The sequence below is a fragment of the Agromyces sp. NPDC055520 genome, from assembly GCF_053619715.1.
Genome location: NZ_JBSHJY010000008.1, coordinates 60,608 through 76,240, shown reverse-complemented (window position 1 = coordinate 76,240; position 15,633 = coordinate 60,608). Strand labels below are relative to the sequence as shown.

At 69.6% G+C, this 15,633-nt stretch carries 10 protein-coding genes; 6 read left to right on the top strand and 4 right to left on the bottom strand.

Annotation, left to right across the window (positions count from 1 at the left end):
* Positions 1 to 86: 86 nt before the first annotated feature.
* The 5 genes from ACWGST_RS06125 to ACWGST_RS06105 all read left to right on the top strand — a co-directional run bounded on the left by ACWGST_RS06125 (position 87) and on the right by ACWGST_RS06105 (position 9,766).
* Positions 87 to 1,820, top strand: a complete 1,734-nt coding sequence (locus tag ACWGST_RS06125; protein WP_452045770.1) for an ABC transporter ATP-binding protein — start codon at positions 87 to 89, stop codon at positions 1,818 to 1,820.
* Positions 1,817 to 3,880, top strand: coding sequence for an ABC transporter ATP-binding protein (locus ACWGST_RS06120; protein ID WP_452045769.1), 2,064 nt, complete (start codon positions 1,817 to 1,819; stop codon positions 3,878 to 3,880). Before ACWGST_RS06125 ends, ACWGST_RS06120 begins: the two co-directional genes overlap by 4 nt.
* Before the next feature lie 227 nt (positions 3,881 to 4,107).
* Positions 4,108 to 7,218 carry a M14 family zinc carboxypeptidase gene (locus tag ACWGST_RS06115; protein ID WP_452045768.1) on the top strand — a complete coding sequence of 1,037 codons (3,111 nt, stop codon included), beginning with the start codon at positions 4,108 to 4,110 and terminating at the stop codon, positions 7,216 to 7,218.
* 209 nt (positions 7,219 to 7,427) lie between these two features.
* The gene (locus ACWGST_RS06110; RefSeq protein WP_452045785.1) at positions 7,428 to 8,681 is read left to right on the top strand and encodes an MFS transporter; all 1,254 of its coding nucleotides are present in this window, start codon (positions 7,428 to 7,430) and stop codon (positions 8,679 to 8,681) included.
* Positions 8,682 to 8,851: 170 nt separating this feature from the next.
* Complete coding sequence (locus ACWGST_RS06105; RefSeq protein ID WP_452045767.1) at positions 8,852 to 9,766, top strand: MOSC domain-containing protein; 915 nt, start codon at positions 8,852 to 8,854, stop codon at positions 9,764 to 9,766.
* 72 nt (positions 9,767 to 9,838) lie between these two features.
* On the opposite strand, the gene ACWGST_RS06100 is transcribed toward ACWGST_RS06105, so the two are convergent.
* Both ACWGST_RS06100 and ACWGST_RS06095 read right to left on the bottom strand, forming a co-directional pair.
* Positions 9,839 to 12,790, bottom strand: coding sequence for a helix-turn-helix transcriptional regulator (locus ACWGST_RS06100; RefSeq protein WP_452045766.1), 2,952 nt, complete (start codon positions 12,788 to 12,790; stop codon positions 9,839 to 9,841).
* Between the two features lie 87 nt (positions 12,791 to 12,877).
* The gene (locus ACWGST_RS06095) at positions 12,878 to 13,090 is read right to left on the bottom strand and encodes a hypothetical protein (RefSeq protein WP_452045765.1); all 213 of its coding nucleotides are present in this window, start codon (positions 13,088 to 13,090) and stop codon (positions 12,878 to 12,880) included.
* A gap of 235 nt (positions 13,091 to 13,325) precedes the next feature.
* On the opposite strand from ACWGST_RS06095, the gene ACWGST_RS06090 reads away from it, so the two are divergent.
* Positions 13,326 to 13,613, top strand: a complete 288-nt coding sequence (locus tag ACWGST_RS06090) for a DUF1905 domain-containing protein (protein WP_452045764.1) — start codon at positions 13,326 to 13,328, stop codon at positions 13,611 to 13,613.
* Between the two features lie 51 nt (positions 13,614 to 13,664).
* Here the strand turns inward: ACWGST_RS06090 and ACWGST_RS06085 are convergent, their stop codons facing one another.
* A complete protein-coding gene (locus ACWGST_RS06085; RefSeq protein ID WP_452045763.1) occupies positions 13,665 to 14,309 on the bottom strand; it encodes a response regulator transcription factor in 645 nt (214 codons plus the stop codon).
* Positions 14,306 to 15,529: a sensor histidine kinase gene (locus ACWGST_RS06080; RefSeq protein ID WP_452045762.1), complete on the bottom strand. Its 1,224-nt coding sequence runs from the start codon at positions 15,527 to 15,529 to the stop codon at positions 14,306 to 14,308. The genes ACWGST_RS06085 and ACWGST_RS06080 overlap by 4 nt, the downstream gene beginning before the upstream one ends.
* Between the last annotated feature and the right edge of the window lie 104 nt (positions 15,530 to 15,633).

The following is a 15,633-nucleotide window of genomic DNA, read 5'->3' as shown; positions in this document are numbered from 1 at the left end:
GCCCACCGCGTACGCGGTTGTCGGCGGCACGCTGCACAATAGAACGTCCCTCCGTACCGACACGATCGAATCCCGGAGTCCATCCCGTGCTCGCAAAACTGCTCTTCCGATATCTGAAGCCGTACTGGCCTCTCCTCGTCGGCGTGCTGGCGTTCCAAATCGTCGCCGCCTACGCCAACTTCCAGCTCCCGACGCTCAATGCGCAGATCATCGACGACGGTGTCGCCAAGGGCGACACCGACGTCATCTGGCAGTCCGGCGCCGTCATGCTCGGCATGTCGCTGCTGCAGATCGTCACCCAGATCGTCGCCACGTGGTTCGCCGCCATGGCCGCGATGAAGCTCGGCCGCGACATCCGCGACGACGTCTTCGAGCGCGTGTCGGCCTTCTCCGAACGCGAGGTGTCGACCTTCGGGCCGGGCTCGCTCATCACCCGCAACACGAACGACGTGCAGCAGGTGCAGATGCTCGCGATGATGGGCTCGACCTTCCTCGTCGCCGCACCGATCATGGCGTTCTACGGCATCTACAAGGCGTTGTCGGTCGATGTCGGCCTCAGCTGGATCATCGCGGTCGCAGTGCCGGTGCTCCTGATCGTGGCCGGCATCATCATCTGGCGCATGGTGCCGTTGTTCCGCTCGTACCAGGTGAAGCTCGACGGCGTGAACCGCATCATGCGCGAGCAGCTCACGGGCATCCGCGTCGTTCGCGCCTTCGTGCGCGAAGACATCGAAGAGGCGCGCTTCCGCGAGGCGAACACCGACATCATGGTGGTCGGCCGCAAGGTCGGCTCGCTCTTCGTGCTGATGTTCCCGCTCGTCATGCTCGTGCTGAACGTCACGCTCGTCGGCGTCATCTGGTTCGGCGCGATCGAGGTCGACGAGGGCAACACCGAGATCGGCGTGCTCTTCGCCTTCATGCAGTACGTCATGCTCATCCTGATGGGCGTCATGATGGCGAGCTTCATCACGATCATGATCCCGCGCGCTGCCGTCTCGGCCGACCGCATCGGCGCCGTGCTCGACGTGAAGTCGACGCTCGAGCGGCCGACGAACCCGGTGACCGTGTTCCCGACGCCCGGCACGGTCGAGTTCCGCGGCACCGGCTTCACCTACCCCGGCGCCGAGCACCCCGTGCTCAGCGGCATCACCGTCAAGGCCGAACCCGGTGAAACGCTCGCCGTCGTCGGCTCGACCGGCGCCGGCAAGACCACGCTCGTCTCGCTGCTGCCCCGCCTGTTCGACACGACCGAGGGCAGCGTGCTCGTGAACGGCGTCGACGTGCGCGACGCCGACCTCGACCTGTTGTGGAAGAGCATCGGACTCGTGCCGCAGCGGCCGTTCCTCTTCACCGGCACGATCGCGTCGAACCTGCGCTTCGGCCGAGAAGACGCCACCGACGACGAACTGTGGCGCGCGCTCGAGATCGCACAAGGCCGCGACTTCGTCGAAGAGATGGAGGGGCGGCTCGAGGCGAAGATCGCGCAGGGCGGCACCAACGTCTCGGGCGGCCAGCGCCAACGGCTCGCGATCGCGCGGGCGATCGTGCACAACCCCGACATCCTCGTCTTCGACGACTCGTTCTCGGCGCTCGACCTGACGACCGACGCGAGACTCCGGCAGGCGCTCTGGCGCGAACTGCCGGGCGTGACCAAGGTCGTCGTGGCACAGCGCGTGTCGACGATCACCGACGCCGACCGCATCGTCGTGCTCGACGACGGCGTCGCGGTCGGCATCGGCACGCACGACGAACTGCTCGAGACGTGCCAGACGTACCGCGAGATCGTCGAATCCCAGCTCGGAGTGGAGGCCGCACGATGACCAGCCCGACCCCATTGTCAGAAGAAGACCAGCTCGAACTCGAGATGGCCGAACAGGCCCGACTCGGCGCCGACGACTGGAGCGGCGGTGTCGCGCCCGGCAAGGCCGCGAACTTCGGCAAGTCGTTCGGGCGCCTGCTCGGCGTGCTGAAGCCGCACGCCTTCGGCTTCGCCTTCGCGTCGTTGCTCGGCGCCATCGGCGTCGTGCTCACGGTGTGGGCGCCGAAGGTGCTCGCCGAGGCGACGAACCTCATCTTCGAGGGATTCATCTCGGCGCAGATGCCCGCCGGCGTCACGAAGCAGCAGGTCGTCGACCAGTTGAACGCCGCCGGTCAGACCGACCAGGCCAACATGGTGCAGGCGATGAACCTCGTGCCGGGCGAGGGCATCGACTTCGTCGCGCTCAGCCGGGTCGTGATCCTCGTGCTGTTCCTCTACATCGCGTCGTCCATCCTCATGTGGGTTCAGGGCTACATCGTGAACGTCGTCATGGTTCGCGCCATGTGGCAGTTGCGCGAAGACGTCGAGGCGAAGGTCAACCGCCTCCCGCTCAGCTACTTCGACAAGGTGCAGCGCGGCGAGCTGATCTCGCGGGTGACGAACGACATCGACAACATCACCCAGACGATGCAGCAGTCGCTCTCGAGCGCACTGACCAACGTGCTCACCGTCATCGGCGTGCTCATCATGATGTTCACGATCTCGTGGCAGCTCTCGCTCGTGGCGCTCGTCTCGCTGCCGCTCATGGGCGTGATCTTCGGCATCATCGGGCCGAAGTCGCAGAAGGCCTTCGGCACCCAGTGGCGCAAGGTCGGCCGACTCAACGCCCGCGTCGAGGAGTCGTTCTCGGGTCACGCGCTCGTCAAGGTGTACGGCCGCGAGGAGTCGAGCCGCGAGGCGTTCAAGGCCGAGAACCAAGAGCTGTACGAGGCATCCTTCAAGGCCCAGTTCCTGTCGAACATCATGATGCCCGCGATGACCTTCGTCGGAAACCTGCAGTACGTCGGCATCGCCGTGCTCGGCGGCATCATGGTCGCGGCCGGTGCGCTGCGCCTCGGCGACGTGCAGGCGTTCATCCAGTACTCGCAGCAGTTCTCGCAGCCGCTGTCGCAGCTGGGCGGCATGGCCGCGGTGGTGCAGTCGGGCACGGCCTCGGCCGAGCGCGTGTTCGAGCTGCTCGACGCCGAAGAGCAGCAGGCCGATGCGGCCGACGCCCCTGCGCCGGTCGACGGCGACGGCACGATCGTGTTCGAGCACGTCGCGTTCTCGTACCACTCCGATCGCCCGCTCATCAAGGATCTGTCGTTCCGGGTCGAGCCCGGGCAGACGGTCGCGATCGTCGGCCCGACCGGCGCAGGCAAGACGACGCTCGTGAACCTCATCATGAGGTTCTACGAGTTGGACTCGGGGCGCATCCTGCTCAACGGGCAGGACATCGCCGAGCTCACGCGCCACGACGTCCGCGAGAAGACCGGCATGGTTCTGCAGGACCCGTGGCTGTTCGCCGGCTCGATCCGCGAGAACATCCGCTACGGCCGTGCCGACGCCACCGACGACGAGATCGTCGCTGCGGCGAAGGCGACGTACGTCGACCGGTTCGTGCACTCGCTGCCCGACGGGTACGACACCGTGCTCGACGAGGATGCGTCGAACGTCTCCGCGGGTGAGAAGCAGCTCATCACGATCGCCCGCGCGTTCGTGGCGCAGCCGTCGGTGCTCATCCTCGACGAGGCGACCTCCTCGGTCGACACCCGCACCGAGGTGCTGCTGCAGCATGCGATGGCGGCACTCCGCGAGGGGCGCACGTCGTTCGTGATCGCGCACCGGCTGTCGACGATCCGCGATGCCGACCTCATCCTCGTGATGGAGCACGGCGACATCGTCGAGAAGGGCACCCACGACGAGCTCATCGCCGCCAAGGGCGCGTACTACCGGCTCTACAACTCGCAGTTCGAGCAGGCGGCGACCGACCTCGACGCGGAGCTCGCTGAGGGCGACGGCGTGGTCGTCACGCCGGAGGCCGACGAGTCCGAGTCGGAGTCCGACACCGCGAACGTCTAGTCGCGGCGCCCAGACGGCCCGCCGGAGGCCTCAACGAGGTTCCGGCGGGCCGTCGCCGTTCATCGGGCGCCGCGTCGTCACCACCGTGCGCATCTTGACAATCGCGGCCGGCCGCAGGAGGCTAACGCCTAGGGTCCGCAGTGAGCACCAGAAACGTGACGAATGTCGGGTACCCGTGACGACGACGCCACTCTCGTTCTGGCCGGAGACGGGCCGAAGGAGTCGTCATGGCTGGACGTTTCACTCCCAATCGCCTCGTCTTCGGCGTCGCCACGCTTGCGCTGGCGTTCTCGATGCTCGGCCCGATCAGCGCGAACGCCGCCGACGATGATGCCGGCGCTCTCGACATGTACACGGCCGATGTGAGCGCTGCCGACGCGGCGGAGATCGCCGCCGGCGGCTTCGACGTGGCCGACAGCAGGGCCACCGATGCCGGCGTGAGCCTCGACTTGGTGCTCACCGCGAGCGAGGCGAAGGGCCTGCAGGCCCGCGGTCTCGACGTCAAGGTCAAGAAGAACAAGAACGGCAAGTCGGCGAAACAGCTGGCCGACGAGCAGGCTGCAGCCGGGTACGAGGTCTGGCGGTCGTGGGATGAGAAGGGCGGCATCCGCGATGAGCTCTACCGCCTCGCCAAGCAGAACCCGCAGTTGGTCAAGCTCGTGGTGCTCGGCCACACCGGTCAGGGCCGCGAGATCATCGCGCTGAAGCTGACTCAGGGCGCGAGGGGCCAGGCGGACGGAACGCGTCCGGCAGTGCTGTACAGCTCGACCCAGCACGCTCGGGAGTGGATCTCCACCGAGGTGAACCGGCGGCTGCTGAACTCGTTCATCGACGGCTGGCGGGCCAACGACACGGCCACCAAGAACCTGCTCAAGAACAACGAGCTGTGGTTCGTCCTCGTGGCCAACCCCGACGGGTACCAGTACACGTTCGACCACGAGCGGCTCTGGCGGAAGAACCTGCGCGACAACGACAACGACGGTCAGATCACGCGGGCCGACGGCGTCGACCCCAACCGCAACTACCCCGAGCACTTCGCATACGACGAGGAGGGTTCGTCGTCGCAGATCTCGAGCGACACCTACCGCGGCCCGTCGGCCGGATCCGAGCCCGAGACGCAGGCGATGATGTCGCTGTTCGACCGTGCCCACTTCTCGTTCCAGGTCAACTACCACTCCTTCGGCCAGTGGCTGCTGTACGCAGAGGGCTGGCAGACCGGCACGCCGACCGCCGACGACCCGATCTACTACGCACTCTCGGGCAACCGCGACAACCCGGCGATCGCCGACTTCGAGCCGGGCCTCTCGTCGGACGTGCTGTACGTGACCAACGGCGAGACCACGGACTACGCGCACACCCAGCGCGGCACGCTGGCCTGGACGCCGGAGCTCGGAGAGGGCGACGACGGTGGCGGGTTCGTGTTCCCCGACGACGAGGCGCAGGTGCAGGCGGAGTTCGAGCGCGCCCTGCCCTTCGCGCTCGACGTGGCGAACTCGGCGGCCGACCCGGCCAACCCGGTGTCGCACCTGGGCCTCGAGACCAAGCCCTTCTACCTGCAGAGCGACGACACCTACAAAGACGGTCTGCCCCAGGTGAACTTCACGTTCGACTACTCGTACGGCGACCCGCAAGAGGTGCGGGTCATCGCCAAGCGCAGTCTGGGCGACGTGACGCTGAAGTACTCGATCAACGGCGGCCCCGCGGTCGCCGCCCCGACCGAGGAATGGGCAGGTGGTGACCGCTACGGCGGCACGACCGGCGTGTACTTCCACACCATGAGCGGCCTCGTCACCGGCACCAGCCCGGGCGACGACGTCGAGGTCTGGTTCGAAGGCGGTGGGGAGTCGAGCGAGTCGTTCACCTATCGGGCGGTCGAGGAATCCACCGACGACGTCCTGATCATGGCGGCGGAGGACTACACGGGCGCCTCGCCGGTACAGGCCGGCGGGCCGAACTACCTCGGCTACTACCAGGCCGCACTGGACGCCAACGGCACGGGCTACGACGTCTACGACGTCGACGCGCGCGGGCGCACGGCGCCTGACGCCCTGGGTGTGCTCTCGCACTACGACGCGGTCATCTGGTACACCGGCGACGACATCGTCACCCGCGAACCCGGATGGGCCGGTGGCAATGCCTCCAGGTTGGCGATGGACAACACCCTCGAAGTTCGCGACTTCCTCAACGAGGGCGGCAAGGTGCTCTACACCGGCAAGTACGCCGGCACCCAGTACACGGCGACGGGCGCCGCCGGCAACCAGTTGTACGACCCGACCGCGGCGAACGCCCAGTGCCACGCGGATCCGGCGGTGGAGGTCCGTTGCCGTCAGCTCGGCGGGTCGGGCGACCTCACGAACGACATGATGCAGTACTGGCTCGGCGCGTACCTCATCGTCGACGATGCCGGCACCACGGATGAGGGCCTCCTCGACGTCCTCGGAGTCGACGCCCCGTTCACCGGGCTGAACTGGGGGTTCAACGGAGCGGACAGCGCTGCGAACCAGAACCACAGCAACTCGTTCATCACGACGAGCGGCATCCTCGACCCGGCCGTGTACCCGCAGTTCGAGAGCTGGGTCGCGGGAAGGTGGGATCGTGAGGGGGGCCCGTTCGAGCCGCACACCGGCGACGCGTACGCCTACTCGCAGATCGGAGACGTGTCGTACAAGCGCCTGACCAACACGATCGATGTACCGGCGAACGGTGCCACGATGTCGTTCTGGACGTCGTACGACACCGAGGCCGAGTGGGATCACCTGGTCGTCGAAGCACGTACGGCCGGGGGTGACGACTGGACGACGCTGCCCGACACCAACGGGAACACGATAGACAGCACCGGCGAGAGCTGCCCGGCCGGTTGGCGCGACCTGCACCCGCAGCTCGACCACTACCAGACGCTCAACGCCGACCTGACCTGCACCCCGACCGGCACCACCGGCTCGTGGTCGGCGGCGTCCGGCAACTCGGGCGGCTGGCAGCAGTGGTCGGTCGACCTGTCGGCGTTCGCCGGCGGCCAGGCCGAGGTGTCCATCGGGTACGTCAGCGACTGGGCCACCCAGGGCCTGGGCGTGTTCGTCGACGACATCGAGGTGTCGACCGGCCAGGGCACGACGTCGTTCGAGGGCGGCGACACCGGCGGGTGGGAGGTCACCGGTCCTCCGCCCGGCAGCGCGCCGAACCCGAACAACTTCATCATCACGACGGCGGCAGGATTCCCCGAGGCCGCGGTGGTGGCCACGCCGGGGTCGCTGACGGCCGGCTTCGGGTTCGAGGGCATCACCGACGCGGGCGCTCGAGCCGCGTGGATGGGCCGCGCACTGGATCACCTGCTCGACTGACGGGCGCGCGTCGACCGGATGACCCGCCGTGACGCGTCACGGCGGGTCATCCGCTCGGCGGGGCATCCGCTCGTCGGGATACGCTGGAAGCGACGGCACGCACCGCTCGTCGTCGCAACAGACGGAGTGAAGGCCTCGTGACGCTCGTTCCCAACCCGGTGCGCCCTTGGCGCCTCTGGCTCGTGTGGGGTGTCGGGGTCGCGGCATACATGCTGTCGGTCACGAACCGCACGTCGCTCTCGGCAGTGGGCGTCGATGCGGCCGTGCGATTCGATGCGGATGCCTCGACGCTCTCGATGTTCGCGGTGATCCAGCTCTTCGTCTACGGCGCGATGCAGATCCCCGTCGGCATCCTGCTCGACCGGTTCGGCGCGCGTCCCATCATCACGATCGGCATGTTCGTGATGGCGGCGGGTCAGCTCGTGATGGCGCTCGCCCCCGACGTCGGCACGGCGATCCTCGCCCGCGTGCTGCTCGGCGCGGGCGACGCGGCGATCTTCCCGAGTGTGCTGCGCGTGGTCGCCGTCTGGTTCCCCGAGCAGCGGGCACCGTTCATGGTGCAACTGACCGGCATCGTGGGTCAGACCGGGCAGTTGCTCGCGATCCTGCCCATGGCGGCGCTGCTGCACGCGACGGACTGGACGATCGCCTTCGGCAGCCTCGCGGGACTCGGCGTGCTGTTCAGCGTGCTGACCCTCGCCGTCATCCGCAACCGACCGCCCGGTCGCGACACCGACGTCAGCATCGACACCGCGACCGGTGCGATGCACGCCGTCACCTCGTCGGCCGACCTGCGCCAGGGGTTCACCGAGTCGTGGGCGCACCCCGCCACCAGGCTCGCGTTCTGGTCGCACTTCACGACGCCCTTCTCGGGCACCGCGTTCATCCTCCTGTGGGGCTTCCCGTTCCTCACCGTCGGCGAGGGACTCACCCCGGCGATGGCCTCGCTCATCTTCAGCGTCTACGTCGTCGCGGGCATGGTGGTCGGCCCCGTCATCGGCGCACTCTCGAGTCGGCACCCGACACGGCGCTCGCGCCTGCTCGTGCTGCCGATCATCGGCATCCAGGTCGTCGCGTGGCTCGCCGTCATCCTGTGGCCCGGCCCGTCGCCGCTGTGGCTGCTCTTCGCGCTCGCACTCGCGCTGAGCACCGGCGGCCCGGCGTCGATGATCGGCTTCGACCACGCCCGCACGTTCAATCCGAGCCACCGGCTGAGCACGGCGACGGGCATCGTCAACGTCGGCGGGTTCCTCGCGGCCCTCCTCGCGATCCTGCTCATCGGTCTCGCGATGGATGCACAGGGCGCCGGCACGCCCGACACCTACAGCCTCGAGGCGTTCCGTGTCGCATTCCTCACCCAGTTGCCGCTCTGGGCGATCGGTGCCGCGTTCATCGTGTTCGAGCGCAAGCGCACTCGCGTGCACATCGGCCTCGACGAGCCGCGCCGCCGCCGCAACCGCTGAGGCCCGAGCGACGAAGATCGCTCGAGCCCCAGCTCGATCACTTCTTCTTCGCGGCGGCCGCCTCGGCGGGCCGCCGAACTCATGGAGACCGCCGGCGTCACGACCGGGCTGCAGCTGGGCGCCGAGGCGGCGCGCCGGTCGTGGGTGTGAGCTCGCGCTAGCATGCTCGAATGCAGGTGACGCGTCTCCGGATCCATCCCGTCAAGTCGTTCGCGGGTGTCGACGTCGACGCCGCCGAGGTGCTGCCATGGGGTCTCGCGGGCGACCGCCGGTGGGGTGTCGTCGATGCATCCGGCGCCCCCGTCACGGCTCGCGAACACAACGGGATGCTCGGGTTGACCGCCGAGTTGCTCGCCGACGGCGGGCTGCTGCTCGGCGAGCGCGGAAGCGCGGGAGCAGGCGGCGGAGGCCGTGCGGGTGACCCGCTCCGCGTCGACCGCCCGACGGATGCCGCGCCGATCCCCGTCGGCCACACGCGTCAGGGCGCCGCGCTGCCCGCAGGCGTCGAGGCCGACGCCTGGCTGCGCGCCCGACTCGGCATCGAGGCACGGCTCGTCTGGCAGCCCGACCCCCGCGAGCGCACGGTGAACCCGAAGCACGGCGGCCTGCCCGACGACCGGCTGACGCTCGCCGACGCAGGGCCCGTGCTGCTCGCGAGCGAGGCTTCGCTCGCCCAGCTCGACGCATGGACCGACGAGGCGACACCGCGCCTCGACATGCTGCGATTCCGCCCGAACATCGTCATCGACGGCGACGAGCCGTTCGCCGAAGACACGTGGCCGTTCGTCGACCTCGGCGAGGTGCGGTTCCGCATCACGACGGTCTGCGACCGCTGCGTGATGACGACGATCGACCCCGAGACGCTCGCGCGCGGCAAAGAGCCGATCCGCACGCTCGCGAAGCATCGCCGATGGGACGGCAAGACCTGGTTCGGGGTGCTCATGGTGCCGCAGTCGACGGGCTCGATCGCGGTCGGCGACGAAGTGCGCCCCTGCGCCGCCGCGCGCACGACCGCGGATTCGGGTTCATCGGCACGTTCGTCGGCCCCGCGACCGTCGTGGCGTTCACGGCGCAGTCTGCAGTAGTCGAACCACGATGAGCGGATGTCTCGCAGCGGGGCGGCGCGCCGCGAGGCATCCGTCTCCGCGGGGCGCGACTCAGTTCTCGCCCTCGACCGAGCCGGCCGCCGGGTGGGCCGATCGCGCCGATCGCGACCGCTCGGCGACCACGGCCGCCTCGGTGCGCGACGAGACGCCGAGCTTGCGCAGAATGGCCGAGACGTGCACGCTCGCCGTCTTCGTCGAGATGAAGAGCCGTTCGCCGATCTGCCCGTTCGAGAGCCCTTCGGCGACGAGATCGAGCACTTGCGCCTCGCGCTCGGTGAGGTCGGCAACGACCCCGCCTTCCCCACCACCGGCACGGGCGCCGCGCCCGATGCCCAGCCCCGCCCGCTCACTGAATTCGCGGGCGAGGCGCGCGAAGAGCACGACACCGGATGCCTCGCCCGCACGCACCGCGCGGGAAGCCGTCTGCCCGGCGGAGGTTCGATCGCCGACCGCATGCTCGGCCTGCGCCTGCCGCAGCAGTACATAGGGCAGCACGTACACCGGGATCGTCGGATGGTCGATCGCAGCCGCGGCCGCCGCCCACGCCGCAGGGTCGCTGCCGACGCCCGCCGATCCTCCGGCGGCCTCGGTCACCTCGGCTTCGAACACGGCGCGCCAACGCGGCACCGTGTCCCAGTCGGGCAGTTGGTCGAACGTGGCACGAATGCTCGCGATGATCGCAGCGGCATCCGCTTCCGACGGCTCGCCGCCACGCGAACGACGGGCGGTGAGCACCGCCGCCGTGAGCACGAGCGCCTGCATGCCCGCGCCCGGCAGCCCCACGATTTCGGCTCGCGGCACGGCGGTCACCGCATCCCACGCGCCACCGAGATCGCCCAGCACGAAGGCCGACCACCCGAAGATCAGGGCCTGCGCGACCCGGCTCTGCGCGTCGGTCTCAGCGAATCGCCCGAGCAGTTCGCGCTTGCCTTCGATCTCGGCCTCCGCCCCGGCGGCGTCGTCGCGCCAGACGAGGGATTGCACGAGCAGCTCTTGACTGAAGACGTCGACCATCGGCGACAACCCGAGAGCGCGCCCGTGCCGCAAGAGCTCATCGGCCTGCTCGAACTCGCCGCGTTCGTACATCGCCTGCACGGCGTTGGCGGCGACCGCCGTGCCCCACATGCGCTCGCGGCCCGAGATGCGGCTCGCCTCGACCGCGTCATCGACGAGGTCGATCACCTCGTCGTAGCGGCCGAGTTGCAGGTAGACGTCGGTGACGGCCGACACCCAGCGGTAGCGATCGGTCGACTCCCCCCACTCGGCGCGACGCCCCGACTCGAACAGTGCGAATCCCTCATCGACCTCGCCTGCGAGCACGAGCAGCCGGCCGAGCAGCGCTTCGGTCGACGCGCGCGTCGCTCCGGGGGTGACCTGCCCGACGAGTTGCACCGCCCGCCGCATGTACGTCATCGCCTGCGCGGTGTCGCCGTCGTTCGAACACAGTGCGCCGACCCAGACGTTGATGCGGGCGCGCTGCTCGACCTCTTCGGGGTGCCACTCATCGAGCAGCGCGACCGCCTCGAGCAGGATCTCCCGGCTGCCGAGCATTCCCAACTCGGTCATGACGCGGCCCTTGAGGGTCAGTGCGCGAGCGCGGAGCACGACATCAGCGCGATCGCACGCCGCGAGCGCATCGTTGCATCGTTGGAGCGCGCGTTCGACCTCTGCGCTGTTCCAGTGCGCGTCGGCGACTTCGAGCAGCAGTGCCGCCCGATCGCGCCCAGCGCGCTCCGCGGCATCCGGCACCTGATCCCAGAGCGAGAGGCACTGCTCGCCGAACTCCGCGATGGCCACGGTCGCGAGGGTCTGGCGGGCCTCGCCCATCGCCGCGAGCGACGCGTCGAGTGCACGCGACGCGTCACGGGCCGCGATCCAGTGCGAGGCGACGTCGGCCGCCGACGCCGTGCCCGTCGCCTCGAGCGCCTCCGCGTAGCGGGTGTGCACGCGCACGGACTCTCGCGGCAGCAGGTCGTCGCGCAGCGCCTCGCGCACCAGCGCGTGCCGAAAGGCATAGCCGTCGGATGTCGCGGTGACCATGTATGCCGTAAGCGCCGCACGCAGATCGTGGTCCAACTGCTCGGCGGGCACGTCGTGCACGGCGGCGAGCACCGCGTCGGGCACGACCGCTCCGCCCGCTGCGAGCACGCGGAGCAGTTCTCGCGTACCCGGCTCGAGGGTGTCGTATCGCGTGAGCAGCACGCCGCGGAGCGAGGTCGGCAGTTCGTCGTCGCCGAGCAGCACGAGCTCTTCGACGAAGAAGGGCACCCCGCCGCTGCGGGCGTACACCCGGTCGACCGTCTGCTGCAGCGGGTCGGCGCCGAGGATCGCGCGCATCTGCTCGGCGACCTGGTCGCGGTCGAGTCGGCGCACGTCGATGCGCATCACCGCCCGTGACCGCTCCATCTCGGCGAGCACGGGGCAGATCGGATGCCCCTCGTCGACGTCGTCGGAGCGCACCGTGAGCACCACGAGCACCCGCCCGGTGGTCAGCAGGCGCGGAAGCGCCTTGAGCAGCGCGAGCGTCGCGGCATCGGCCCAGTGCACGTCTTCGAGCACGAACACGAGCGCACGCTCGGTCGCGATGGACTCGATGGTCGTGCCGATCGCGTCGATGAGTTCGTCGGTGCTGCTCTCGGCGATCGGGCGTGCCTCGACGCCGAGCTCGGGCAGGATCGCCGCGAGCGCCGAGACGCTGTACCCCGCGGCATCCGCCACCTTCTCGGGGCCGAGCGCGGCCACCAGGCCGCGCAGCGCCTTGCGAACCGAGCCGAACGGCGTGCCGACCGAGCCGATGTCGACGCACTGCCCGGTGACGACGAGCGCGTCGCTCGGCACGGCGGCGAGAAACTCGTCGAGCAAGCGACTCTTGCCGATGCCGGCCTCGCCGGCGACCACGATGCCGCGGGGCGATCCGCCGAGGCTGTCGTCGAGCGCGGCCGACATGTCGTCGAGGTCGACGGCCCGACCGATCATGGTGGGGCTCGATACGGGCGCGGTCACGCCCCCATGCTCCCACGCGGGCGCGCTGGGCGAACGACGATGGCTGTTCTCACGGGATGCACGTGTCGGGCTCGACCTGTCGGCCGGTCAGTGCGCGACCGGAAGCCCGTGCACCCGCTGCCGCGAGCGCCCCTGGCGCCACTCGGCGAATCGGCCGGCCAGGCCGCGCTTGCCGTCGGCCCGCTCGGCCTCGAAGGCCCGGCGGTCGGCGGCGTTGCGGCGCCGCTCGTTGACGCGGGCCGCCTCGAACTCGTCGTGCTTCTGCAGCGTCTGGGCGACGTATCCGTATGCGAGGTTCATGATTCCGATCCCTTCGAAGTTTCTCGGCCGGTGTGGCCGCTGAGTCCAGATTCCTCGCTGAGGCAGGGCCTTCGTATCGGGCAAGTGCCTCATCTTCGGCGCGATCCGCTACCTCAGACGGGCGCCGGCCGCCTCAGACGAACCGCCCTACCTCAGACGCGGCCGCCCCACCTCAGACGGGCCGCCCCGGCCCAGGCGCAGGCCCCGCAGGCGCGAGCGCGAGTACGATCGCGACATGCGCATCCGCTTCACCGCCGAGGTCTACGAATGGGCTGCGCGCCGCAACTGGTTCTTCGTCGACGTTCCGCCCGAACCGAGCGCCGACATCGCCGACCAGCCGCGGATGCCGCGTGGCTTCGACTCCGTTCGCGTGGTCGCGACGGTCGGCGGCACGACGTGGAGCACCTCGATCTTCCCGGGCGGCGAGACCTACGCGCTGCCGCTCAAGAAGGCGGTGCTGAAGGCCGAGGGCATCGGCGAGGGCGACGAGATCGTGGTCGACCTCGACGTGCTCGACGGCTGACCACCGGTGACCGCGGGCGCAGGCGCAGCGCAGGCGCCGCTTGCGCAGCGCTCAGATCCAGCCCTGCTGCCACGCCTTCTCGGCGGCCTCGTGCCGCGACGAGGCGTCGAGCTTCGTCATCGCCGACGAGAGGTAGTTGCGCACGGTGCCCTGCGCGAGGTGCAACCGCTCGGCGATCTGCTGCACGTTCGTCGTCGAGCGGCTGTGGCGCAGTGCGTCGAGCTCGCGGTCGGTGAGTGGGCAGCGTTCGGCCGTGAGCGCGGTGGCCGCGATCTCGGGGTCGATGTATCGGCGACCCGCTGCGACGTCGCGGATGACGTGCGCGAGGTCTTCGGCGGGAGTCGACTTCGGCACGAACCCCGAGACCTTCGACGCGAGTGCGCGCCGCAGCACGCCGGGGCGCGCATGCCGGGTCACGATCACGACGCGCGTCGGCACCTCCGCGAGGATGCGCGCAGCCGCTTCGAGCCCGTCGGCGCGGGGCATCTCGAGGTCGAGCAGGCACACGTCGGGCCGGCTCGCGACCGCCTGCTCGTACGCCGTCACCCCGTTGTCGGCGCTCGCGACGACCTCGATGTCGGGCTCGAGGTTCAAGAGCGCCACGAGCGCGCCGCGAATGAGGTGCTCATCGTCGGCGATCAGCAGACGGATGCCGCGCGCGCCCGTCTCAGCGCCGTGCCCGTCGCCCCCGCTCACGCCGTCACCCGAGCACCCACGGGCACGGTGGCCCGCAGCTCGAAGCGGGTGCCCGAGGCATCCGTCGACGCCTCGAGCGAGCCGCCCACGGCGGCGAGCCGCTCGCGCAGGCCGGTCAACCCCGAACCCGGGGCGCGCGACCCGACGCCGGGTGCGGCAGGCCCGGGCGCCGCGGCATCCGGCACCGACACCCCGTCGTTCGCGATCGTGAGCACCGTGCCCTCGGCCGTCGTGGTCAGCTCGATCGTCACCGTCGTCGCCTCGCTGTGTCGCAGGATGTTCGTCGTCGACTCGCGCACGACCGAGGCGAGGGCGCTCTGCACGAGTGGGTCGGCCGGCAGCGATGCGAGCCGCAGCGTGCACTCGGCGCCGGAGGCGGTGAGCACCTCGCGAGCGTTCTCGAGCTCGTCGTCGAAGGCGACCTGACGGTACCCGGCGACGAGCGAGCGCGTCTCTTCGAGCGCCTGTTTCGCGATCAGGCGGGTCTCGTGCACGAGTTCGCGGGCGGCGGTCGGGTCGATCTCGAGCATGCGCTCGGCGAGCTCGGACTTCAGCGAGATGACCTGCAGGTGGTGCCCCTGGATGTCGTGCAGGTCGGAGGCGAACCGCAGCCGCTCCTGCGTCACGGCGAGCTCGGCCGCGGTGCGACGGTGCCGGTCGAGCTGCACCACGACCTCCCACCACCACATGCTCGTGAGCAGCATGACCGGCAGCATCGCGGCGAAGAGGCCGATCATCCACGTCTCGGACGAGCGGTCGAACTCGACCGCTGCGCCGGTCAGGGCCCTCGCGAGCAGCGGGAGCGCGACGACCGTCACGATGCCGATGAGCAGCACGAGTCGGCGCTGCGGCTTCGGCAGCAGGCATGCGATGAGGGATGCCGCGGCCCACAACGGCATCGCGGCCGCGAGCGCATTGCCCGGAGCGATGAGGCCGAGCACCCACACGACCGCCGCGGGTGCCACGAGCGCGGCCGTCCACCCGGGGTGCGGCAGTCCCCCGCCGCGGCCCACGCGCAGGAACCAGCAGTACCGCAGCTGGGTCGCCGAGGCGACGACGGCCAGCACGACGAGCACGGCGTTCATCGGATCGCCCGTGCGCAGCAACGTCTCGAGCATCGTCAGCACGACGATGAGGTCGAGGAATCCGAAGAAGAAGACGATCGACCCGAGCGTGTACAGCCATGTGGTCTGCACACTGCGGGCGGGTTCGGCGGGCATGGGTTCGAGCCTAGGCCAGTGACATTTGTCATGCCCCGGCGTGCGGAATCCCACGGGATCGCCTGACATCGCGGCACTGCCGCCATCGGGCCCGGCCGCGAAGG

What these genes read in the sequence shown, in the direction of transcription:
- ACWGST_RS06120 (WP_452045769.1), top strand. Translation starts at nt 1,817, where the DNA reads ATGACCAGCCCGACCCCATTGTCAGAAGAAGACCAGCTCGAACTCGAG.
- ACWGST_RS06115 (WP_452045768.1), top strand. Translation starts at nt 4,108, where the DNA reads ATGGCTGGACGTTTCACTCCCAATCGCCTCGTCTTCGGCGTCGCCACG.
- ACWGST_RS06110 (WP_452045785.1), top strand. Translation starts at nt 7,428, where the DNA reads ATGCTGTCGGTCACGAACCGCACGTCGCTCTCGGCAGTGGGCGTCGAT.
- ACWGST_RS06105 (WP_452045767.1), top strand. Translation starts at nt 8,852, where the DNA reads ATGCAGGTGACGCGTCTCCGGATCCATCCCGTCAAGTCGTTCGCGGGT.
- ACWGST_RS06095 (WP_452045765.1), bottom strand. Translation starts at nt 13,090, where the DNA reads ATGAACCTCGCATACGGATACGTCGCCCAGACGCTGCAGAAGCACGAC.
- ACWGST_RS06090 (WP_452045764.1), top strand. Translation starts at nt 13,326, where the DNA reads ATGCGCATCCGCTTCACCGCCGAGGTCTACGAATGGGCTGCGCGCCGC.
- ACWGST_RS06080 (WP_452045762.1), bottom strand. Translation starts at nt 15,529, where the DNA reads ATGCCCGCCGAACCCGCCCGCAGTGTGCAGACCACATGGCTGTACACG.